The organism is Micromonospora inyonensis, assembly GCF_900091415.1.
Lineage (GTDB): Bacteria > Actinomycetota > Actinomycetes > Mycobacteriales > Micromonosporaceae > Micromonospora > Micromonospora inyonensis.
The window spans coordinates 2059377-2082894 of record NZ_FMHU01000001.1; the positions used below are offsets into that span (position 1 = coordinate 2059377).

General features: G+C 70.2%; 12 protein-coding genes. 5 read left to right on the forward strand and 7 right to left on the reverse strand.

Going from position 1 to position 23518, the window contains the following annotated elements:
* Positions 1-60 precede the first annotated feature (60 nt).
* The 3 genes from GA0074694_RS31525 to GA0074694_RS09470 form a co-directional block, all read right to left on the reverse strand.
* Positions 61-237, reverse strand: a complete 177-nt coding sequence (locus GA0074694_RS31525) for a hypothetical protein (protein WP_176737832.1) — start codon at positions 235-237, stop codon at positions 61-63.
* 273 nt (positions 238-510) lie between these two features.
* Entirely contained in the window at positions 511-699 is a 189-nt protein-coding gene (locus tag GA0074694_RS30795) for a hypothetical protein (protein WP_141714006.1), read from the reverse strand.
* The gene (locus tag GA0074694_RS09470) at positions 684-15623 is read right to left on the reverse strand and encodes a hypothetical protein (protein ID WP_091455654.1); all 14940 of its coding nucleotides are present in this window, start codon (positions 15621-15623) and stop codon (positions 684-686) included. The genes GA0074694_RS30795 and GA0074694_RS09470 overlap by 16 nt, the downstream gene beginning before the upstream one ends.
* Positions 15624-16084: 461 nt before the next feature.
* Between GA0074694_RS09470 and GA0074694_RS09475 the strand changes: the two genes are divergently transcribed.
* Positions 16085-17176, forward strand: coding sequence for an IS630 family transposase (locus GA0074694_RS09475; protein ID WP_091455658.1), 1092 nt, complete (start codon positions 16085-16087; stop codon positions 17174-17176).
* Positions 17177-17386: 210 nt separating this feature from the next.
* The gene (locus GA0074694_RS09480; RefSeq protein ID WP_091455662.1) at positions 17387-18049 is read left to right on the forward strand and encodes a dienelactone hydrolase family protein; all 663 of its coding nucleotides are present in this window, start codon (positions 17387-17389) and stop codon (positions 18047-18049) included.
* A 29-nt stretch (positions 18050-18078) separates the two neighbouring features.
* On the opposite strand, the gene GA0074694_RS09485 is transcribed toward GA0074694_RS09480, so the two are convergent.
* On the reverse strand, positions 18079-19233 hold the full coding sequence (locus GA0074694_RS09485) for an AI-2E family transporter (protein WP_091455665.1): 1155 nt from the start codon (positions 19231-19233) through the stop codon (positions 18079-18081).
* A gap of 204 nt (positions 19234-19437) precedes the next feature.
* On the opposite strand from GA0074694_RS09485, the gene GA0074694_RS09490 reads away from it, so the two are divergent.
* From GA0074694_RS09490 to GA0074694_RS09500, 3 genes are all read left to right on the forward strand, one after another.
* The gene (locus tag GA0074694_RS09490) at positions 19438-19620 is read left to right on the forward strand and encodes an antitoxin (RefSeq protein ID WP_091455669.1); all 183 of its coding nucleotides are present in this window, start codon (positions 19438-19440) and stop codon (positions 19618-19620) included.
* A gap of 140 nt (positions 19621-19760) precedes the next feature.
* A complete protein-coding gene (locus GA0074694_RS09495; protein ID WP_176737833.1) occupies positions 19761-20957 on the forward strand; it encodes a cytochrome P450 in 1197 nt (398 codons plus the stop codon).
* Between the two features lie 16 nt (positions 20958-20973).
* Complete coding sequence (locus tag GA0074694_RS09500) at positions 20974-21201, forward strand: ferredoxin (RefSeq protein ID WP_091455674.1); 228 nt, start codon at positions 20974-20976, stop codon at positions 21199-21201.
* Positions 21202-21308: 107 nt separating this feature from the next.
* Here the strand turns inward: GA0074694_RS09500 and GA0074694_RS09505 are convergent, their stop codons facing one another.
* The 3 genes from GA0074694_RS09505 to GA0074694_RS09515 form a co-directional block, all read right to left on the reverse strand.
* A complete protein-coding gene (locus tag GA0074694_RS09505) occupies positions 21309-21914 on the reverse strand; it encodes a hemerythrin domain-containing protein (protein WP_091455678.1) in 606 nt (201 codons plus the stop codon).
* 188 nt (positions 21915-22102) lie between these two features.
* Positions 22103-22855, reverse strand: a complete 753-nt coding sequence (locus GA0074694_RS09510) for a C39 family peptidase (protein WP_245714612.1) — start codon at positions 22853-22855, stop codon at positions 22103-22105.
* Positions 22856-23085: 230 nt separating this feature from the next.
* Positions 23086-23505: a pyridoxamine 5'-phosphate oxidase family protein gene (locus GA0074694_RS09515; RefSeq protein WP_091455681.1), complete on the reverse strand. Its 420-nt coding sequence runs from the start codon at positions 23503-23505 to the stop codon at positions 23086-23088.
* Positions 23506-23518: the final 13 nt, after the last annotated feature.

Here is a 23518-nt window from a genome sequence, read left to right on the forward strand (position 1 = left end):
AAGCCATGAGTCAGGGCGCCACAACTTCATGATCGGCGGGGTGGGCCGGGGGCCGGGGGGTCAGAGGTGGCCGCCGGTGGTGGGCTTGCCGGCCGCGTCGTGCGGGGCCATCGCCCTCGGGTCGTCGGCGGTACGCGCCTGGGCCGCCTCGTCCGCCCAGTCCCGGCCGCGCTCCTCGTCCTCCCGACGCGGCTGCTCGTCGGTGCGCTCCTTGCGGGATTTCTGCTGCTGACCCATGCCGTCCTCCCCGTCTCGTGGCAGCCGTGTGCCGGCCGCCTCGTGGCCAAGCCCAAACGCCTCGTCGCCCGCCAGATCCTCACCGAACCCGAGGCCGGCCTGTTCACGCTCGCCACGCCTCCGCCGTCCGCGTAACCCCCACCACCAGGGCCTCTAACGAACCCCCAAGCTCACATCGGACATGGCCTCCCGAACTACCCTCTGAAACCCAAAACACGTGGAATACGTGAATCAGACGTCCTCTAATGCAGAAGGTGTAAATTAAACGGCAACTCAGGATCTTGACCCGTTCCGGGTGGCGGTGGAGGGAGCGACGGTGCCGCCCCGCCAGTATTTCCCGACCGTGCTCTGGTTAATCAGGTTGCCGGACAGTGTGGCTACCGCGTCCAGGGTGTAGGGGTGGCCGTCGGGGGTGGTCTCATCCTGTAGTCCCTGTGCCCAGGCTTTCACCCATGCGGCCATCCCGGCCCCAGCTTCCCCTGTTTGTCGGGGTCCAGGGACACCCGGTCGGGGAGTTCCAGCGTCTCCAGGTATGCGTGGAGGGTGGCGGGTCCATCCTCACCGGGCCGCCAAGTGGCCACGTGATCCGGCAGCGGCGGCACTGCCTCCCGCCAATATTTCCCGACCGATACCTGGTTGATCAGGTTGCCGGACAGTGTGACTACCGCAGCCAGGGTGTAGGGGTGGCCGTCGGGGGTGGTCTCATCCTGTAGTCCCTGTGCCCAGGCTTTCACCCAAGCGGCCATCCCCGGCCCCAGCCTTCCGAGTTTGTCGGTGTCCAGGGACACCCGGTCGGGGAGTTTCAGCGTCTCCAGGTATGCGTGGAGGGTGGCGGGTCCATCCTCGCCGGGCCGCCAATGAACCACGTGATCCGGCGGTGGGGGCAGCGGCGGCGCCGCCTCCCGCCAATATCTCGAGACCGTGCTCTGGTTGGTCAGGTTGCCGGACAGTGCGGCTACCGCAGCCAGGGTGTAGGGGTGGCCGTCGGGGGTGGTCTTACCCCGCAGTCCCTGTGCCCAGGCTTTCACCCATGCGGCCATCCCCGGCCCCAGCCTCCCCTGTTTGTCGGTGTCCAGGGACACCCGGTCGGGGAGTTTCAGCGTCTCCAGGTATGCGCGGAGGGTCGCGGGCCCATCCTCGCCGGGCCGCCAATGAACCACGTGATCCGGCGGTGGGGGCAGCGGCGGCACCGCCTCCCGCCAGTATTTCCCGACCGATTGCTGGTTGATTAGGTTGCCGGACAGTGCGGCTACCGCGTCCTGGGTGTAGGGGTGGCCGTCGGGGGTGGTCTCACCCCGCAGTCCCTGTGCCCAGGCTTTCACCCAAGCGGCCATCCCCAGCCCCAACCTCCCCTGTTTGCCGGGGTCCAGGGACACCCCGTCGGGGAGTTCCAGCGTCTCCAGGTATGCGCGGAGGGTCACGGGCCCATCCCCACCGGGCCGCCAATGAACCACGTGATCCGGCGGCGGGGGCAGCGGCGGCGCCACCTCCCGCCAATATTTCCCGACCGATTGCTGGTTGATCAGGTTGCCGGACAGTGTGACTACCGCAGCCAGGGTGTAGGGGTGGCCGTCGGGGGTGGTCTTACCCCGCAGCCCCTGTGCCCAGGCTTTCACCCAAGCGGCCATCCCCGGCCCCAGCGCCCCCTGCCCGTCGGTGTCCAGGGACACCCGGTCGGGAAGTTCCAGCGTCTTCAGATATGCGTGGAGGGTGCCCGGCCCATCCTCACTCGGCCGCCAATGAACCACATGATCCGGCGGTGCGGGCAACGACGGCGCCGCCTCCCGCCAATATGTCCCGACCGTGCTCTGGTTGGTCAGGTTGCCGGACAGTGCGGCTACCGCAGCCAGGGTGTAGGGGTGGCCGTCGGGGGTGGTCTCATCCCGCAGTCCCTGTGCCCAGGCTTTCACCCATGCGGCCATCCCCGGCCCCAGCCTCCCCTTTTTGTCGGGGTCCAGGGACACCCCGTCGGGGAGTTCCACCGTCTCCAGGTATGCGCGAAGGGTGACGGGTCCATCCTCACCGGCCCGCCAATGAACCACACGATCCGGCGGCGGGGGCAGCGGCCGCGCCACCTCCCGCCAATATTTCCCGACCGATACATAGGTGATCAGGTTGCCGGACAGTGCGGCTACCGCGTCCTGGGTGTAGGGGTGGCCGTCGGGGGTGGTCTTACCCCGCAGTCCCTGTGCCCAGGCTTTCACCCAAGCGGCCATCCCCGGCCCCAACCTCCCCTGTTTGTCGGGGTCCAGGGACACCCCGTCGGGGAGTTCCAGCGTCTCCAGGTATGCGCGGAGGGTCGCGGGCCCATCCTCACCGGGCCGCCAAGTGGCCACGTGATCCGGCGGTGGGGGCAGCGGCGGCGCCGCCTCCCGCCAATATGTCCCGACCGATGCCTGGTTGATCAGGTCGCCGGACAGTGCGGCTACCGCGTCCTGGGTGTAGGGGTGGCCGTCGGGGGTGGTCTTACCCCGCAGTCCCTGTGCCCAGGCTTTCACCCAAGCGGCCATCCCCGGCCCCAGTGCCCCCTTTTTGCCGGGGTCCAGGGACACCCCGTCGGGGAGCTCCAGCGTCTCCAGGTATGCGCGGAGGGTCGCGGGCCCATCCTCACCGGGCCGCCAAGTGGCCACGTGATCCGGCGGTGGGGGCAGCGGCGGCGCCGCCTCCCGCCAATATCTCCCGACCGATTGCTGGGCGATCAGGTTGCCGGACAGTGCGGCTACCGCGTCCTGGGTGTAGGGGTGGCCGTCGGGGGTGGTCTTACCCCGCAGTCCCTGTGCCCAGGCTTTCACCCATGCGGCCATCCCCGGCCCCAGCTTCCCCTGTTTGTCGGGGTCCAGGGACACCCCGTCGGGGAGTTCCACCGTCTCCAGGTATGCGTGGAGGGTCGCGGGTCCATCCTGACCGGGCCGCCAATGAACCACGTGATCCGGTGGCGCCGGTAGCGGTACCGCGGTTGTGGATGTGGATGTGGGTGGGGATGTGGGTGGGGGTGGGGGTGGGGGTGGTGAGGACTGCGGGGTCACCGGTCGGGCCGCAGGGGCCGGCATGGACGCCGCCGGCGTCTGCAAGGCTGCCGGGCCGGGCATGACCTGAGTGTCCGAGAGGTCCAGGGCAACCGTCCTGGGATACCCGGATCCGACACCATGGTCACCGTGGAATCCCGACCCGGCCGAGGTCACCGCGATGGTGACTTCATACACCTCCGACATCAGACGTAGCAGCACCCCCTCAAGGTGAGGAACGGACGTCCCACGCGTGTCCAGGGCCTGCCGCAGCATCGCCACATCCGCCGTGGACAAACCGTTCTCCTCCACGAAGCCGGTTCTGCCCACGACGTGGTCGAACTCCACTCGCAGACGATGACGCACATCCTCAGCCCCCGACGCCAATGTCCGCTCACCCGCTGCGGACCCCAGCCCCAGCACACCGGCGAACCGCGTGAACAACCGGTCCCACTCGTCCGACCACGACAACCCGGCCGGCCCGGACGGCAACAGGACAGCAGCGGAAACAGCGGCGTTGTAATGGTTGTAGAGGGCGGGATTCGCCGGGTCGCCAGCGACGTAATACAAGCTGACCCCCCGGCCGTCCAACGGCCCGAACACCGCCACCGGGCTCACCCCCCACCCGGTGCGCTGCAACACCGTGATCCGACTACCCGTGGCATGAGCCAACAACGGCAGCAGGAACTCCCCACCCGGCCCACCCCACCGACGACCCCAATCAGCCACCGTCTCCACGACCTCGGCGAACTCGTCCGCCTCCAACGGCCCATCAGACGTAAGCAACACATGCACCAGATAGTCACGCGCCCGCTCCGGCGCCAACAACGCCACCTGAAAACCCCGACCACGCCCATTGACAAAATCCAACTGCTCCTGCGGCACCTCCGTCACCGGACCCGGATCCCACCCCAACCCGACCAACTCCGCACGCGCCTCCTCATACCGCTGCCCGACCCGCCCCGCATCCAGAAACCCAGCCTCAGTCACCACACCACCCGCAAACACCCCCTGACCACCCAGACGTTCCACCAACCGCGCCACCACCTGCCCATCACTGAGCCCCCGCACCTGCCGCCACGGCTCCCCCTGCGGCAGAAACTCCCGCCGCATCACCACATCCGCCGGCAACCCCCCGACCCGAGCACCCAGATACGACAGGACAAGCCCCTGCAACAACCCATCCACCCGGCCCAACTCAGACCCGACCGGCACCACACCACCCAACCGCCCCACACCGACACGCACCCCACGAGGATCAGACAGCCACGCATACAGATCCGCCGGCAACACCCCCGCCCCCGCCAACACGTCCCGCACCCACACCGGATCAGCCACCACCAACGCCGACAACACACAAAACCCATCAGCCGGCACCGGAAACTCCCACCCAGGCTGGGCAACCCCACCCACACCAGCCGCAACCCCCTCCCGCGCAACCCCCACCGGCGCCGGGCCCCCCACCACCGACGACACCCACGCACCATCCTCATCAAGCGTCGGCACACCCAATCGACCCAGATCCAGATCCAGATCCAGATCCAGATCCAGATCCAGATCCAGATCCAGATCCAGATCCAGATCCAGATCCAGATCCAGATCCAGATCCAGATCCGGGTCCGGGTCCGGGTCCAGATCCAGATCCGGGTCCAGATCCGGGCCCAGGTCCGGGCCCAGGTCCGGCATCCCCGGATCGACCGCCGGGTCAAGAAGCGCCGGGTCAGAGAGTTCCGGGTCGAGCAGTGCCGGGTCGAGGAGTTCCGGGTCGCGTTGAGACGGGTCGTGGTCTCCCGCGTCCCGCTGGTGCGGGACCGCCACGGTCGCGGTGTCCTCCACTGCTGAGGGCGCCCACGGACCATCCGGCCCGGGTACTCCCGTCAGCGGGGACTCGGCCTGTCCGGTGTCCCGCGGCGGCTCCCACCCGTCGTCGAGCTGTGGTGTGCCCAGATCCATCCCCTCCAGATCCGAGGGGACGACATCCGGGAACGCCTGGACACCAAACGCCAGACCAGGACCAGACGAGTCGTCCTCGCCCACCGGACCGGACCTCGGGGAGTCGACCGGGTCGGCAACGGTGGTGTCAGCCCGCATCGCGGCCCACGGACCATCCAGCCCGGGCACCTCCGACAGCGGGTACAGAGAATCGACCTGATCGGTGCCGTCCGGTGGCGTCCACCCCCAGCCCGGCGGCGATACCGACAGATCCACCCCTGCCGGGCCTAGACCCACGCCCGGGTCCAGGTCCGGCAACCCCGGATCCTCCACCAATGCCGGGTCAAGAAGCGCCGGGTCAAGGAGTTCCGGGTCGCGTTGAGACGGGTCATGCCCATCCTCACCGGGCCGCCAACGAACCACGTGATCCGGCGGTGGGGGCAGCGGCGCCGCCTCCCGCCAATATTTCCCGACCGATTGCTGGGTGATCAGGTTGCCGGACAGTGCGGCTACCGCGTCCAGGGTGTAGGGGTGGCCGTCGGGGGTGGTCTCATCCCGCAGTCCCTGTGCCCAGGCTTTCACCCATGCGGCCATCCCCGGCCCCAGCCTCCCCTGTTTGTCGGTGTCCAGGGACACCCGGTCGGGGAGTTTCAGCGTCTCCAGGTATGCGTGGAGGGTGGCGGGTTCATCCTCGCCGGGCCGCCAATGAACCACGTGATCCGGCGGTGGGGGCAGCGGCGGCGCCGCCTCCCGCCAGTATTTCCCGACCGATACCTGGGTGATCAGGTTGCCGGACAGTGTGGCTACCGCAGCCAGGGTGTAGGGGTGGCCGTCGGGGGTGGTCTCATCCCGCAGTCCCTGTGCCCAGGCTTTCACCCATGCGGCCATCCCCGGCCCCAGCCTCCCCTTTTTGTCGGGGTCCAGGGACACCCGGTCGGGGAGTTTCAGCGTCTCCAGGTATGCGTGGAGGGTGGCGGGCCCATCCTCGCCGGGCCGCCAAGTGGCCACGTGATCCGGCGGTGGGGGCAGCGGCGGCGCCGCCTCCCGCCAGTATTTCCCGACCGATTGCTGGGTGATCAGGTTGCCGGACAGTGTGACTACCGCGTCCAGGGTGTAGGGGTGGCCGTCGGGGGTGGTCTTACGCCGCAGTCCCTGTGCCCAGGCTTTCACCCATGCGGCCATTCCCGGCCCCAGCTTCCCCTGTTTGTCGGTGTCCAGGGACACCCGGTCGGGGAGTTCCAGCGTCTCCAGGTATGCGCGGAGGGTCGCGGGTCCATCCTCACCGGGCCGCCAATGAACCACGTGATCCGGCGGTGGGGGCAGCGGCGCCGCCTCCCGCCAATATTTCCCGACCGATGCCTGGTTGATCAGGTTGCCGGACAGTGCGGCTACCGCGTCCTGGGTGTAGGGGTGGCCGTCGGGGGTGGTCTCATCCTGTAGTCCCCGCACCCAGGCTTTCACCCATGCGGCCATCCCCGGCCCCAGCTTCCCCTGTTTGTCGGGGTCCAGGGACACCCGGTCGGGGAGTTCCAGCGTCTCCAGGTATGCGTGGAGGGTGGCGGGTTCATCCTCGTCGGGCCGCCAATGAACCACGTGATCCGGCGGTGGGGGCGGCGGCGGCGCCGCCTCCCGCCAGTATTTCCCGACCGTTTGCTGGTTGGTCAGGTTGCCGGACAGTGCGGCTACCGCGTCCTGGGTGTAGGGGTGGCCGTCGGGGGTGGTCTTACCCCGCAGTCCCTGTGCCCAGGCTTTCACCCAAGCGGCCATCCCCGGCCCCAGCTTCCCCTGTTTGTCGGGGTCCAGGGACACCCGGTCGGGGAGTTCCAGCGTCTCCAGGTATGCGTGGAGGGTGGCGGGTTCATCCTCGCCGGGCCGCCAATGAACCACGTGATCCGGCGGTGGGGGCAGCGGCGGCGCCGCCTCCCGCCAATATTTCCCGACCGATTGCTGGTTGATCAGGTTGCCGGACAGTGTGACTACCGCGCCCTGGGTGTAGGGGTGGCCGTCGGGGGTGGTCTTACCCTGCAGTCCCTGTGCCCAGGCTTTCACCCAAGCGGCCATCCCCGGCCCCAGCCTTCCGAGTTTGTCGGTGTCCAGGGACACCCGGTCGGGGAGTTCCAGCGTCTCCAGGTATGCGCGGAGGGTGGCGGGCCCATCCTCGCCGGGCCGCCAATGAACCACGTGATCCGGCGGTGGGGGCAGCGGCGCCGCCTCCCGCCAATATCTCCCGACCGATTGCTGGTTGATCAGGTTGCCGGACAGTGCGGCTACCTCATCCTGGGTGTAGGGGTGGCCGTCGGGGGTGGTCTTACCCTGCAGTCCCTGTGCCCAGGCTTTCACCCAAGCGGCCACCCCCGGCCCCAACCTCCCCTTTTTGCCGGTGTCCAGGGACACCCCGTCGGGGAGTTCCACCGTCTCCAGGTATGCGCGGAGGGTCGCGGGCCCATCCTCACCGGGCCGCCAATGAACCACGTGATCCGGTGGCGCCGGTAGCGGTACCGCGGTTGTGGATGTGGATGTGGATGTGGGTGGGGGTGGGGGTGGGGGTGGGGGTGGTGAGGACTGCGGGGTCACCGGTCGGGCCGCAGGGGCCGGCATGGACGCCGTCGGCGTCTGCAGAGCTGCCGGGCCGGGGGGCATGACCTGAGTGTCGGAGAGGTCCAGTGCGACCGTTCTGGGATACCCGGATCCGACACCATGGTCACCGTGGAATCCCGACCCGGCCGAGGTCACCGCGATGGTGACTTCATACACCTGCGACATCAGGCGTAGCAGCGCCCCCTCAAGGTGAGGAACGGACGTCCCACGCGTGTCCAGGGCCTGCCGCAGCATCGCCACATCCGCCGTGGACAAACCGTTCTCCTCCACGAAGCCGGTTCTGCCCACGACGTGGTCGAACTCCACTCGCAGACGATGACGCACATCCTCAGCTCCCGGCGCCAATGTCCGCTCACCCGCTGCGGACCCCAGCCCCAGCACACCGGCGAACCGCGTGAACAACCGGTCCCACTCGTCCGACCACGACAACCCGGCCGGCCCGGACGGCAACAGGACAGCAGCGGAAACAGCGGCGTTGTAATGGTTGTAGAGGGCGGGATTCGCCGGGTCGCCAGCGACGTAATACAAGCTGACCCCCCGGCCGTCCAACGGCCCGAACACCGCCACCGGGCTCACCCCCCACCCGGTGCGCTGCAACACCGTGATCCGACTACCCGTGGCATGAGCCAACAACGGCAGCAGGAACTCCCCACCCGGCCCACCCCACCGACGACCCCAATCAGCCACCGTCTCCACGACCTCGGCGAACTCGTCCGCCTCCAACGGCCCATCAGACGTACCCTGCGGCAGAAACTCCCGCCGCATCACCACATCCGCCGGCAACCCCCCGACCCGAGCACCCAGATACGACAGGACAAGCCCCTGCAACAACCCATCTACCCGGCCCAACTCAGACCCGACCGGCACCACACCACCCAACCGCCCCACACCGACACGCACCCCACGAGGATCAGACAGCCACGCATACAGATCCGCCGGCAATACCCCCGCCCCCGCCAACACGTCCCGCACCCACACCGGATCAGCCACCACCAACGCCGACAACACACAAAACCCATCAGCCGGCACCGGAAACTCCCACCCAGGCTGGGCAACCCCACCCACACCAGCCGCAACCCCCTCCCGCGCAACCCCCACCGGCGCCGGGTCCCCCACCACCGACGACACCCACGCACCATCCTCATCAAGCGTCGGCACACCCAATCGACCCAGATCCAGATCCAGATCCGGATCCAGATCCAGATCCGGGTCCGGGTCCAGATCCAGATCCGGGTCCAGGTCCGGGCCCAGGTCCGGCATCCCCGGATCCTCCACGACCGCCGGGTCAAGAAGCGCCGGGTCAAAGAGTTCCGGGTCGAGCAGTGCCGGGTCGAGGAGTTCCGGGTCGCGTTGAGACCGGTCGTGGTCTCCCGCGTCCCGCTGGTGCGGGACCGCCACGGTCGCGGTGTCCTCCACTGCTGAGGGCGCCCACGGACCATCCAGCCCGGGTACTCCCGTCAGCGGGAACTCGGCCTGTCCGGTGTCCCGCGCCGGCTCCCACTCGCCGTCGAGCTGTGGTGTGCCCAGATCCATCCCCTCCAGATCCGAGGGGACGACATCCGGGAACGCCTGGACACCAAACGCCAGACCAGGACCAGACGAGCCGTCCTCGCCCACCGGACCGGACCTCGGGGAGTCGACCGGGCCGGCAACGGTGGTGTCAGCCCGCATCGCGGCCCACGGACCATCCAGCCCGGGCACCTCCGACAGCGGGTACAGAGAACCGACCTGATCGGTGCCGTCCGGTGGCGTCCACCCCCAGCCCGGCGGCGATACCGACAGATCCACCCCTGCCGGGCCTAGACCCACGCCCGGGTCCAGGTCCGGCAACCCCGGATCCTCCACCAATGCCGGGTCAAGAAGCGCCGGGTCAAGAAGCGCCGGGTCAAGGAATTCCGGGTCAAGGAGTTCCGTGTCGCGTTGAGACGGGTCATGCCTATCCTCGCCGGGCCGCCAAGTGGCCACGTGATCCGGCGGTGGGGGCAGCGGCGGCGCCGCCTCCCGCCAATATTTCCCGACCGATGCCTGGGTGATCAGGTTGCCGGACAGTGTGGCTACCGCGTCCTGGGTGTAGGGGTGGCCGTCGGGGGTGGTCTTACGCCGCAGTCCCTGTGCCCAGGCTTTCACCCATGCGGCCATTCCCGGCCCCAACCTCCCCTGTTTGTCGGGGTCCAGGGACACCCGGTCGGGGAGTTTCAGCGTCTCCAGGTATGCGTGGAGGGTGGCGGGTCCATCCTCACCGGGCCGCCAATGAACCACGTGATCCGGCGGTGGGGGCAGCGGCGGCGCCGCCTCCCGCCAATATGTCCCGACCGATTGCTGGTTGATCAGGTTGCCGGACAGTGTGGCTACCGCGTTCTGGGTGTAGGGGTGGCCGTCGGGGGTGGTCTCATCCTGTAGTCCCTGTGCCCAGGCTTTCACCCATGCGGCCATCCCCGGCCCCAGCTTCCCCTGTTTGTCGGTGTCCAGGGACACCCGGTCGGGGAGTTTCAGCGTCTCCAGGTATGCGCGGAGGGTGGCGGGTTCATCCTCGCCGGGCCGCCAATGAACCACGTGATCCGGCGGTGGGGGCAGCGGCGCCGCCTCCCGCCAGTATTTCCCGACCGATTGCTGGTTGGTCAGGTTGCCGGACAGTGTGGCTACCGCGTCCTGGGTGTAGGGGTGGCCGTCGGGGGTGGTCTCATCCTGTAGTCCCTGTGCCCAGGCTTTCACCCATGCGGCCATCCCCGGCCCCAGCTTCCCCTTTTTGTCGGGGTCCAGGGACACCCGGTCGGGGAGTTTCAGCGTCTCCAGGTATGCGCGGAGGGTGGCGGGTTCATCCTCGCCGGGCCGCCAATGAACCACGTGATCCGGCGGTGGGGGCAGCGGCGGCGCCGCCTCCCGCCAATATTTCCCGACCGTTCGCTGGTTGGTCAGGTTGCCGGACAGTGTGGCTACCGCGTCCTGGGTGTAGGGGTGGCCGTCGGGGGTGGTCTCATCCTGTAGTCCCTGTGCCCAGGCTTTCACCCATGCGGCCATCCCCGGCCCCAGCTTCCCCTGTTTGTTGGGGTCCAGGGACACCCGGTCGGGGAGTTTCAGCGTCTCCAGGTATGCGCGGAGGGTGGCGGGTTCATCCTCGCCGGGCCGCCAATGAACCACGTGATCCGGCGGTGGGGGCAGCGGCGGCGCCGCCTCCCGCCAGTATCTCCCGACCGATTGCTGGTTGATCAGGTTGCCGGACAGTGCGGCTACCGCAGCCAGGGTGTAGGGGTGGCCGTCGGGGGTGGTCTTACCCTGCAGTCCCTGTGCCCAGGCTTTCACCCAAGCGGCCATCCCCGGCCCCAGCCTTCCGAGTTTGTCGGGGTCCAGGGACACCCCGTCGGGGAGTTCCACCGTCTCCAGGTATGCGCGGAGGGTCGCGGGCCCATCCTCGCCGGGCCGCCAATGAACCACGTGATCCGGCGGTGGGGGCAGCGGCGGCGCCGCCTCCCGCCAATATCTCGAGACCGTGCTCTGGTTGGTCAGGTTGCCGGACAGTGCGGCTACCGCAGCCAGGGTGTAGGGGTGGCCGTCGGGGGTGGTCTTACCCTGTAGTCCCTGTGCCCAGGCTTTCACCCATGCGGCCATTCCCGGCCCCAGCTTCCCCTTTTTGTCGGGGTCCAGGGACACCCCGTCGGGGAGTTTCAGCGTCTCCAGGTATGCGTGGAGGGTCGCGGGCCCATCCTCGCCGGGCCGCCAATGAACCACATGATCCGGCGGCTCCGGTAGCGGGGCAACCCCACCCACACCAGCCAGAACCCCCTCCCGCGCAACCCCCACCGGCGCCGGGTCCCCCACCACCGACGACACCCACGCACCATCCTCATCAAGCGTCGGCACACCCAATCGACCCAGATCCAGATCCAGATCCAGATCCAGATCCAGATCCAGATCCAGATCCAGATCCAGATCCAGATCCGGGTCCGGGTCCAGATCCAGATCCGGGTCCAGATCCGGGCCCAGGTCCGGCATCCCCGGATCCTCCACGACCGCCGGGTCAAGAAGCGCCGGGTCAAAGAGTTCCGGGTCGAGCAGTGCCGGGTCGAGGAGTTCCGGGTCGCGTTGAGACCGGTCGTGGTCTCCCGCGTCCCGCTGGTGCGGGACCGCCACGGTCGCGGTGTCCTCCACTGCTGAGAGCGCCCACGGACCATCCAGCCCGGGCACTCCCGTCAGCGGGAACTCGGCCTGTCCGGTGTCCCGCGCCGGCTCCCACCCGCCGTCGAGCTGTGGTGTGCCCAGATCCATCCCCTCCAGATCCGAGGGGACGACATCCGGGAACGCCTGGACACCAAACGCCAGACCAGGACCAGACGAGCCGTCCTCGCCCACCGGACCGGACCTCGGGGAGTCGACCGGGCCGGCAACGGTGGTGTCAGCCCGCATCGCGTGCGACGGGCCGCGTGGCGTGCTGGTCGAGGCGAGCAGGAACCCACCGACATCGGTACCGGCCGCGGTGACCGGCCGCCGGTGCCCGCCGGTCCGGCCGAGGAGACCGCTGATCGTGGTGGGCCGCCCGTCCCCATCGAACACCGCCACCCGGGTACCGGATACGAACAGATGCCGCAGCCACGGATCACGTACCGGATCCTCCGGCTCGGGCCGGTCCACCGCCCCGGGCACCAGAGGATCCCGCACCCGGATCCTCGCCGGCCCGGAACCCCGCGGCTGGCTGGAAAGAGCGAACACATGCTGCGGTTCGTTCGGCGGCGCGACCCTGACCACGACCATCGACCCCGGCACCGCCCGCAACCCCGCCAGCACATCCTCTCCCGTAACCCCGCCCGGCTGAGCGACACGCTCCGGTACCGCATCGAGGATCTCCATCAGCTGCGACCAACCCATAGTCGGCGCGAGCCGCCCATCCGCTCCCATGACCCGGTCGTCGAACACCACCCGGTTACCCAGCCGCCCGTACTCGGCCCGGAACACATCGAACGTCGCCGCCACACACCACCACCCGTCACCGCCGCCGGGACGCACCTGCTCCGCGATAGCCCAGTCACCGCCCCGCCGCCCGGACTCGACCATCCCCACGGCCAGCCCAGTCGCCGTTACGGCCGGCTCACCGCGTCCGCCAGGCTCACCACCGATCGGTTCGTCCCACAAGGACACGCCACTGAACGAATCCGTGTCGCTGACTTCGCCCTTGACGGGGTCGCGGCTGATCGGCTCGTCCCGCGAGGAGAGGTCACCGACCGCCAGGGTGTCGTGGAAACTGCTGTCGCGGCTGAACACGTCGTCACTGGAGACGGACATGTCACCGACCGACATCCGATCGCTGGCGTTGTCGTGGATCGGCGTGCCGTCGGTGCGGGAGACCGCGCCACCCGGCACCGGACTGCGGCCCCCGGCCGCATCCGGCACGCCCGGCGCACCCGGCGTGCTGGGCGTGGCCGGCACGCTGGGCGTGCCTGCCGCGCCGGGGGTGGCGGTGGCCTGGGCGAGTACCTGGTGGTATCCGTCGACCCAGTCCTGTCGGAAGGACCCGGCGAGGGCGTCGTGGTTGGCCGGCTCAACGCCGTACTGGTCGGCCAGGTCAGCGAACTGTTTTTCCGCCAGTTTGGCCGCTGCTGCGGTGTGCTGCTCCGGGGTCACCGGCACCGTCGGCACATCGGTGCGCCGATTTGCCGGGGTGTCCGTGCCGGCTGGGGTGGCCTCCGGTCCAGTGGTGTCCGGTCCGGTGGTGTCCGGTCCGGTCGCGGCCGTGAAGCGGGCGGGCAGGTCGGTGACCACCTGCCGGACCACGTCCGCCACGGCGTTGACCTGCGCGACGCCCGGACCGGCCACCGCAGCCGACGGCACGGCCGACGGCACGGTGAGCGGTGCGGTGAGTGGTGGGGTGGTGCCGAGGATCGCGTCGAGGCTCCGGTCCACGTGGGCCCGCACGTCACGCGCGACCGCGGCGCGCACGGCATCCGACGGCACCGCCGCCGCCCCGGCGGCCCCCGGCACCCCAGCACCGCCCGGCACCCCACGGGCCCCCGGCACCCCAGCACCGCCCGGCACGCCAGCCCCTCCCGGCGGGTGAGCGGCCTCTGGCGGGACCACTGCGCCGGGCAGGGTGGCGGGCGTCGGTGTGCCGGTGGTGAGGTACTGGTCGATGTGGTGCTGGGCGGCCAGATGCACAGCCGCGCGCAACGCCTGCCGGTCGAACTCCACCGGCAGCGCGGCGACGACCAGCTCCGGCCGCACCCCCGCCGGGATCTGCCCGCCGGTGGTGACCGCCCCCGCGAGAGTCTCGGTGACACGGGCGACGGCCTGGTCCCGGACCCCGAACAGGTACCGCTCGGTGAGCGCGGTGGCGGGCAGGCCGATCCGGAACAGGAAAGCGGGAACGGCCGGGTCGTTCTGCCGAGCGTCGGCCCACTCGGTGAAGACCTGCTCGACCGGCACGGGAAGCGCGGCCAGCAACTGCCGCGCCTGCCCCGTCCCGGCAAGCAACCCACCGTAACGGTCCACCAGTTCCCGCTGGAACCGCTGCCACTGCTCCACCACCGGCGCGCCGGCGACCGCGACCCACTCCGGCACGGGCACCGGCGGCACCGTCGGCACCGAGAAGTTCGGCACGGACCACGACGGCACCGGCAGGTCCGGCGTCGACCACGACGGCACGGACAGGGTCGGTGCCGACCACGCCGGTACCGGCGGCAACAGCGCCGGTGCCGACGGCACCGGTTCAGGCGCCCCCGACGCCGGTGCTGACAGCGCCGGGGCCGGCACCGGCGGGACAGGCACCGGGGCCTGCCCCCCGGAGCCCGCACCCGCCGGATCACCGACCTCCGGCTGATAAGCGGACGGGTCCGCAGTGACCGGCGGGGGCGGCGGCACCGGCGCGACCGGCCTACCGTCCGCGGTGAAGCCGGTGCCAGCCGGCATCCGCCACCGGGGCCGCGTCGGGCTGAACCCCAGACCCACCGCGCCACGACGCGCACCCATCCCGGCCCCGGTCGCGCCCATCTCACCCGACCCCGACAACGCCCCGGAAATCGCGGCCATACCGAGACCACTGGGGTCGTAGGTCCCGTCGACGATGTAGCTGGCGGCGATGTCGCCGACCACCTCCATGCCGACTTCCGACACCGGCACCATCGACAGGCTGGTCAACAGGTCACGCGTGGAACCCGAGACCCCGAGGTGCGACAAACCACCACCCACGGCACCGGCGAACCGGGCCAACGCCGGCCCGGCCGCCGTGGTCACACCCGCCACCGCCAACCCGTACAACGCCTGCTTACCGACCTGCCCCCAGTCGACCCCCGGCACCAGACCATCAGCCAACATGCTGATCTGCGCCAACAACGACGACCCCGGCATGAACAACATCTGAATCGCCGTGCTACTCGCCGCCGCCCGCACCATCGACGACCGCAGAATCGTCTGAATGATCGTCCGAACCTTCACGATGTGCGCCGCCGCCTCCACCGGCAGGACAAACGCCATCGCGAACGCGACCGCCAACTCCGTCATCATGAAAATGAACATGACCAGCGCCTGACGATCCGTCAGCTCCATCTGGTTCAGAAAGCCCCGCATCGCCTGAGCCACGTTCACCTTCAGATCCGCGACCCGGTCCAACAACTCCACGAACGGAGCCGTCTGCGCCACGAACCGGTCGAAGACCTCACCCTCCCCCGCCGCCCGAACCGCCTTGATCACCTGGGCCAGCTCCGGAACCAACAGGGCCCGCACCCGATCCGCCAGCGTCTCCAACGCGTTCAGGTCATACGCCAACACCGGCAGATTCGACCGGTGCAACCGCATCCCGGTGAACGCCTCCAACGCCCGCTTCGACGACTCACTGAGCCCAACGGAAGGAACGGCGGCCTCACCCATCGCGTAACGCCCCCTCCCCACCCGCCCCGATCAGAGGCACCCAATGCGAATCACCCAGCGGCCCCGACCACCACCCCAGCCCTCGGCCATCTCGCCTCCGCGGATCAACCCCGCGTGCCACCACTCATGTCCGCAACCAGCTCGGCACCGGTGGCCTCGGCGTTCACCCCGACACAGCGAACCAGGTCCACCTCCTCGCCCTAAAATCCACCGCCGCACCCATCTCCACCAACAGCTCCTCGTCGCTCAACGCAATCATCCCGTCACCCTCATCTGTTACCTCACGACTGAAGCGCGGCAGTGGGTTCACCACCCCGACCGCACGTTCCGAACAACGATGAATATCAGACCGCGCGGGCTCCGACCTGCTCAGCCTCAGCGCGAGCCTCCCTGCTTTGCCGCTCGTGCACTAAGTGTCCTGCGCCGGAAATTCGCCTCATAAGTGGGTGTAGGGTGGTGGGATGCCGAGGACCGGGCGTCCCATCCCGCCGCTGGTGTTGTCCGACGAGGAACGCGCGACGTTGGTGCGCTGGTCACGGCGGGCGAAGTCCGCGCAGGTCCTGGCGATGCGCGCGAAGATCATTTTGGGGTGCGCGGAAGGCGCGTCGAACACGGATGTGGCAACCGCTCTGGGTGTGCATCTGTCCACCGTGGGCAAATGGCGGCGGCGGTTTCTGCGCGAACGCCTTGATGGGCTGATCGACGAGCAGCGGCCGGGCAGGCCCCCGTCGATCAGCCTGGACCAGGTCGAACAAGTGGTGGTCGCCACCCTGGAGCGGACACCGCGCAACGCCACCCACTGGTCCCGCAAGTCGATGGCCGAGCGGTCGGGGCTGTCGAAGTCAACGATCGGCCGGATCTGGCGGGACTTCGGGCTCAAACCGCACCGGGCGGACACGTTCAAGCTGTCCACCGACCCGCAGTTCATCGAGAAGGTCGTCGACGTCGTCGGCCTCTACCACAACCCGCCCGAACGGGCCGTCGTGCTGTACGTGGACGAGAAATCTCAGATCCAGGCCCTGGACCGCTCACAGCGCGTGCTGCCGATGATGCCCGGCATGCCCGAGCGCCGCACCCACGACTACGCCCGCAACGGCATCACCAGCCTGTTCGCCGCGTTCAACATCGCCGACGGCACCGTGATCAGCCAACTGCACCGCCAGCACCGCGCCACCGAGTTCAAGAAGTTCCTGGCCACCATCGACAAGACCGTGCCAGCCGAGCTCGACGTGCACCTGATCTGCGACAACTACGGAACTCACAAGACCCCGGCCATCCGCGCCTGGCTCGCCCGCCACCCCCGCTTCCACATGCACTTCACGCCGACCGGACCCTCGTGGATCAACCAGGTCGAACGCTGGTTCGGCTACCTCACCGAACAAAAGATCCGCCGAGGCGCACACAAGAGCGTCCAGAGTCTCGAGGCCGACATCCGGGCGTGGATCGCGGACTGGAACAGCAATCCACGCCCGTTCGTCTGGACCAAGACCGCCGAAGAGATCCTCGACTCACTCGCCCGATTTTGTAGGCGAATTTCCGGCGCAGAACACTAGCAACCAGCACGCCGCCACCGCTGCCGCGGCGGACGTCGCCCGCCGGTCGCCCACGGCTACCCGGGCGCAGCACCGGCAAACCCGCCACCGCCGGCCAGCGACCCGTGGTGGGTCGTACCTCGTCGTGGCCCGGTGGCGGGCGTGCCGGCGGCCAAGCCGGGTAACGCACGCGGAGCCGGCGCAGCGGCCGGCGGTTGCGGAGGTCGGACCATGGACGTACGCACCACCGAGACGGCGATACCCGTCGCGAACGCACCCTCGGGGGCTGCGCTCACCGCGGACCTGTTCGTGCCCGCCGAACCGGTCGGGGTGGTGCTGTTCGCGCACGGCAGCGGTTCCTCCCGGCGCAGTCCGCGCAACATGGCCGTGGCGCACACGCTCAACGACCGGGCGCTCGCCACCGTCCTGGTGGACCTGCTGACCCCGGGGGAGGAGCGGGTGGACGAGCGGACCGCCGAACTCCGCTTCGACATCGGCCTGCTCGCCGGACGGCTGGTGGGCATCGTCGACTGGCTGGCCGCCGAGCCCGCGCTGGGGCGGCTGCCGATCGGCCTTTTCGGGGCGAGCACCGGGGCGGCCGGGGCGCTGGTCGCGGCGGCGGACCGGCCGGACCTGGTCCGGGCGGTGGTCTCCCGGGGCGGTCGCCCCGACCTGGCCGGTGCCGCCCTGTCCCGGGTACGTGCACCGAGCCTGCTCCTGGTCGGCGGCCGGGACGAGCAGGTGCTGGCGTTGAACGAGTCCGCCCTGTCCCGGCTCGACGGGGTGGGCGAGCTTCGGGTGGTGCCCGGCGCGACGCACCTCTTCGAGGAGCCGGGCACCCTGGAACAGGTCGCCGACGAGGCCGGTGGCTGGTTCACCACCCACCTGCGCTGAGCCCGACCCCCGGAGGGCCGGGGCCGGCGTCAGGCGGGGCCGGCCTCCGGGCCGGGCCCGGCGACATCCGGCAGGCCGAGGGCCTGCTGACGGGCGGCCTGCTGGCGGTACCGCTGGATGGTGTCCACCACGCGGTAGGCGACGGCGGCGATCGGCACCGACACGAAGGCGCCGGCGATACCGGCGACCAGCGTGCCGGCGGTCACCGCCACCAGGATCACCGCCGGGTGCAGCCGTACCTGGCGCTTCATGATCAAGGGCTCCAGCAGGTTTCCCTCGGTCTGCTGAACGGCGATCACCGCCGCGAGCACCAGCAGCGCCGTGCCGGGACCGTTGGCGGCGAGTGCCACCAGGACGGCGACCGTGCCGGCCACGGTGGCCCCGATGATCGGCACGAACGCGCCGATGAAGGTGATCAGCGCCAGCGGGAAGGCCAACGGCACACCGAGCAGCACCAGGGCCAGCCCGATGCCGGCCGCGTCGATCAGGGCGATCATCATCGTCCCCCGGCTGTACGCGCCGAGCGTGCGCCAGCCCGCCCGCCCGGCGGCGGCGGCCATCGCCCGGTTCCGCTCGGAGATCCGCCGCAGCACCCAGTGCCACATCGCCCGGCCGTCCTTGAGCAGGAAGAAGAGCAGGACGAGGGAGAGCAGCACCGACCCGGCCACCTCGGCGGCGGTCCGGGCGCCGGACACCGGATCCGGCGAACTGCGGTCCATGCCGGCGCGCGCCTGCTCGGTCAGCCGGTCGAGCTGTGCCTCGCTGACCGGCAGCGTAGTGGTGACGAAGTCCCGGGTCCGCTGCACACCCTGGTCGAGTTCGCCGGCCAGGTCGCGGAACTGGCCGGCGGTCAGGCTCCAGACCAGCGCGGCCGTGCCGAACAGCACGCCGAGCAGCAGCAGCACGGTGAGCAGCGCGGCGAGCGAGGCGGGCAACCGGAGCCGGCGCAGCAGCCGGGTCACCGGGTCGAGCAGCGCGGTGAGGAAGAGCGTCACGGCCAGCGCGATGGCCAGTGGGGCGAGCAGCACCGCGATCCTGCCGAGCAGGTAGAGGGCGGCGACCACCAGCACCAGGCAGGCGCTCCACATGACCATCGAGCGCACCAGCCAGGGCAACCGGTCCCACGTTCCCCGCAGTCCGCCCGCCACGGGCCGGTCCGCCGTACGTCCCTCGTCGCCATTCATCACGTCGGCCCTCCTCGATCCCGGCCCGGAGGTACCCGTCCGTCCCGCTCCCGACACCCCCGGCGGAATGATCCCGGTCCGTCACGGGCGCGATCCGTCTGTCCGCAGACCGCGGAGGAAGCGTGGTCGGTCGGCGGGCAGGGCGAACTGTTTGCCCCTCCGGCCCGAGGGAAGGCAGGGACCGACAACCGGGAGGGGAAAGCCGTGAGTGACTTCATGGACAAGGCGAAGGACCTGGCCGACAAGCACGACAAGCAGGTCGACCAGGGGCTGGAGAAGGGCGGCGACATGATCGACCAGCGCACCGGCGGCACGTACGACGAGCAGATCGACAAGGGGGTGGACCAGGCCCAGACGCGTACCGGCGAGGGCGACCAGGTGCGCTGAAGGCTCCGGGGCGGGCCGGGGGCTCTGGCCAGGATCGACCACTCTCGCTACTATCCGCAGTCAGGCCATGACTCGACGTCGGGTCGTGGGCCGCGGACGTAGCCGCGCTCGCGCGGCCGCCGACGAGAGGACGTCATCCGGTGACCGAGACGATCGCGCACCCGTATCCCTTCAGCCCGCCCGACCGGCTCAACCTCGATCCCCGGTACGCCGAACTCCGCCGAGACGAGCCACTCGTCCGCGTCCAGCTGCCCTACGGCGAGCCGGCCTGGCTGGCCACCCGGCACGCCGACGTCCGCATGATCCTCGGTGACCCCCGGTTCAGCCGGGCCGCCTCGGTCGGGCGGGACGAGCCGCGTAACGTGCCGGAGCAGCGGGAGTCCGGCATCCTCGGGATGGATCCGCCGGAGCACACGCGACTGCGGCGGGTGGTGGCGAAGGCGTTCACCGCCCGCCGCGTCGAGCAGCTCCGGCCGGGCACCCGCCGGGTCGCCGGGGACCTGGTCGACGGGATGATCGCCGCCGGCGCCCCCGCCGATCTGGTCGTCCACCTGGCGACACCGCTGCCGATCCGGGTCATCTGCGACCTGCTCGGTGTGCCGGTCAGCGACCAGGACCGGTTCCACACCTGGTCCGAGGCGATCGTCTCGACCACCGCGCTCAGCCCGGAACGGGCCCGGGAGTACGTCGACAACCTGCTCGGGTACATGGCGGGGCTGGTCGAGCAACGCCGGACGACCCCCACCGACGACCTCATCGGCGCGATGGTGCGTATGCGCGACTCCGACGGCGACCGGCTCAGCGAGGACGAGTTGGTCAGGCTCGCCGCCGGCCTGCTCGCCGCCGGGCACGAGACCACGGTGAACCAGATTCCCAACCTGGTCTACGTGCTGCTGACCAACCCCGAGCAGTGGGCGCGACTGTGCGCCGAGCCCGGTCTGGTGCCGAGCGCCGTCGAGGAGCTGATGCGGTTCGTCCCGCTGGGCGCGACCGCCGCCTTCCCCCGTTACGCCATCGAGGACGTCGAGGTGGGTGGCGTGCTGGTCCGGGCCGGTGAACCGGTGGTCGTCTCGATCCACTCCGCCAACCGGGACGAGCGGGTCTTCGCCGAGCCGGACCGGATCGACCTGGCCCGCCCGGTCAACCCCCACATCGCCTTCGGGCACGGCGTGCACCACTGCGTCGGCGCGCAGCTGGCCCGGATGGAACTCCAGGTCGTCCTGGAGACCCTGATCGAACGGACGCCCGGCCTGCGGCTCGCCGTACCCGAACCGGAACTGACCTGGAAGACCGGCCTGCTGGTACGCGGCCTGACCAGCCTGCCGGTGAGCTGGTGAGCGAGAGGAGACCCCGGTGACCTCGTCGTGGCGGGTGAGTGTCGATCCCACCCGGTGCATCGGATCCGGCATCTGCACAGGCGCTGCGCCGGACCACTTCGTCCTCGTCGACAGTCTGTCCTGTCCCCGGAAGGAACTGATCGAGCCGGCGGATCCGGTGATCGACGCGGCCGAGTCCTGCCCGATGGAGGCCATCCGGGTCTCCGACGCGGCCAGCGACCGGCGGATCGCCCCGGAGATGTGAGGCCGGGACGACGCGTGGTGCGGCGCCCCCGTGGGCCGTGCCCGCCCCCGGAGGCGCCGCGACAGAGGACCGGCGACGACGGCGGTGCCGCCTCGGCCGGTGTCCGGTCAGTGGCGCTGCTTCTCCCGCAGCTCTTCCCTGCTGGTGGGACGCCCGCTGAGCGCATCCCGCATCCGGTCGATCAGGCCCGTGCCGGGAGCGAGCAGCTTGTTCGCGGGCGGGTGGTCCGGAGCGGCCGGGTGCGGACGGGTCGGGGCGATCTTCTTCGTCGCCTCGACCTTCTCCGCGAGCTCCACCAGTTCCTCGTGCGCGACCGCGGCCCGCAGGCGGGGGAAGAGGTCGGCCTCCTCCTCCTGCACGTGGTGCCGGATCGTGCTGGTCAGGTGGGCGAGGATCTGGTCGAAGCGGGGGTCGGTGGGGTCGGCCGACTCCAGTTCCTTCATCGTCCGTTCGGCCTCGGAGTGCTCGGAGATCTCGTGGTCGGCGACCTGGTCGCCGTCGGGGAGTGCCTTCCGGGCAGCCGGGTAGACGTACGCCTCCTCGGCGACGCTGTGCCGGACCAGCTCGGCGATCACCACGTCGGCGAGCTGCCGGCGGTGCTCCGGGGTGCCCTGCCGGCTCTCCAGCTCGACGAAGAGTGCCTCGACCTCGCGATGGTCGCTGGTCAGGACGTCGATGACGTCCCGGCCCGCCGTGGCCTGTGGATTGGTCATGTCGTTGCCCCCTGCCGGTGCGAATCGTTGCGGATGCTCCCTCGGTACCCTGCGTTCCGTCGATCAATCCGCGACGTCGGGTGAATCCGGTGCGCCGGCAGGGCCGGACACGACGCGGGGCCGGTCTCCTGAGACAGGAGACCGGCCCCGGTGGCGGTCCGGCTGAACGACCGCGACGTCCGCTCCGGTCAGGAGCTGTACCCGCGCTCGGCGATCCAGTGGGCGAGCCGCTCGGTGGTCATCCAGTACTCGCCCACCGGGTCGGCCGGGTCGGCGATCCGGACGACGTCGCCGCCGTCGCGGTATGCCACCACGGTCAGGTAGTGGCCGCCCGGGAACGAGTGCACCCGGCCGTCGGTGTCGACCGCGCTGCCCTTGATGTTCGCCACGACCGGATCCCCGGCCTCCAACGCGTCGACCACGTCGGCGCGCAGCCGCTCGATCTGCTCACGGCTGGCCGCCGACTCCCGGATCTCCGTCGTCCGGTAGCCGCCGGTCAGCTCGTTGAGCACCCGGGTGACGTCCTCGGCCGAGTTGGTGCCCGCTTCGGTGGTGCCGAGCCTCCTGGCCAGTTCGTGCTGGCTCAGGTGCTTGCCGGCCGCGGTGAGGGCGATCCGGGTCGCGGCCGGTCCGCAGTAGTAGAAGTTCGGCTGGGCCTGGTACTCGATGCCGACCGCACGCTCACGCCGGCGGTCCCGGTCGGCACGGTCGTCCCGGCGGTCCCGGCCCTCGTCCCGGCGGTCCCGGCCCTCGTCCCGGCGGTCCCGGTCGTCCCGGCGGTCATTCCGGTCACCCTGGTCGGCGCGGGGCGACGAGGCCGGGAACCGTTCGGCCGGCGGGGGCGCGGCGGCCTGGGCGGCCACGGCCGGTCCGGCGATCGCGCCGCCGGTGAGGACCAGCCCGGCGACCGACAGCATGCTTGTGCGCAGCATCCGGTTCATGTCGAAGCTCCTTCGGGGGTTGACGTCCGCGCCGGGGGCCGGGGCGCGGGCACCTGCACCGAGTCAGGCGTTTCGGCTGTCCAGGGGATCGCCCCTGCCGGGGCGTACCGAGGTGTCAACGGCCCGCCCCGGCCAGCCATTCCGCCCGTCCGCCCGGGAGTTCGCCGCACCGCCGCCAGGGCAGCCCGGCCGGGGTGTCGGGGATCAGCCCGGGAGTCCGCGGTGCCGAGTCAGAGGTTCCCGAGAAGACGGACGACGTTGATCTCGATGACCACGCGGGCCGGATTGGGGCGGGGCGGGCGGTACCGCTCGGTGTAGCGGCGTTCCGCCTCGGCCACGGCCGGGGCGTCGGTGCGGACCACCGCCCGGCCCTCGATGGAGAGCCAGCGCCGGCCGTCGACCTGGCACACCGCCACCGGTGTCCCCGCCGGCCCGGCGGCGGCGATGTGACGGGCCTTGTGGGACGTTCCCGATGTGATCACCCGGGCCAGGCCGGCCTCCGGGTCGAAGGTCACCCCCACCGGTACGACGTGCGGAGTGCCGTCGGGGCGCAACGTGGTCAGCGTCGCGAGGTGCCGTTCCCGGCAGAACGCGGCGACCCGCTCGTCGTGCGGGTCCAGATGGTGCCCGCCCCCGGTGCGCTGCCGCATGTCGTCCCCTGTC

Excerpts from the sequence above, each read along its gene's own strand:
- GA0074694_RS31525 (WP_176737832.1), bottom strand. The coding sequence starts at position 237 with ATGGGTCAGCAGCAGAAATCCCGCAAGGAGCGCACCGACGAGCAGCCG.
- GA0074694_RS30795 (WP_141714006.1), bottom strand. The coding sequence starts at position 699 with ATGGCCGCATGGGTGAAAGCCTGGGCACAGGGACTACAGGATGAGACC.
- GA0074694_RS09470 (WP_091455654.1), bottom strand. The coding sequence starts at position 15,623 with ATGGGTGAGGCCGCCGTTCCTTCCGTTGGGCTCAGTGAGTCGTCGAAG.
- GA0074694_RS09475 (WP_091455658.1), top strand. The coding sequence starts at position 16,085 with ATGCCGAGGACCGGGCGTCCCATCCCGCCGCTGGTGTTGTCCGACGAG.
- GA0074694_RS09480 (WP_091455662.1), top strand. The coding sequence starts at position 17,387 with ATGGACGTACGCACCACCGAGACGGCGATACCCGTCGCGAACGCACCC.
- GA0074694_RS09485 (WP_091455665.1), bottom strand. The coding sequence starts at position 19,233 with ATGAATGGCGACGAGGGACGTACGGCGGACCGGCCCGTGGCGGGCGGA.
- GA0074694_RS09505 (WP_091455678.1), bottom strand. The coding sequence starts at position 21,914 with ATGACCAATCCACAGGCCACGGCGGGCCGGGACGTCATCGACGTCCTG.
- GA0074694_RS09510 (WP_245714612.1), bottom strand. The coding sequence starts at position 22,855 with ATGAACCGGATGCTGCGCACAAGCATGCTGTCGGTCGCCGGGCTGGTC.
- GA0074694_RS09515 (WP_091455681.1), bottom strand. The coding sequence starts at position 23,505 with ATGCGGCAGCGCACCGGGGGCGGGCACCATCTGGACCCGCACGACGAG.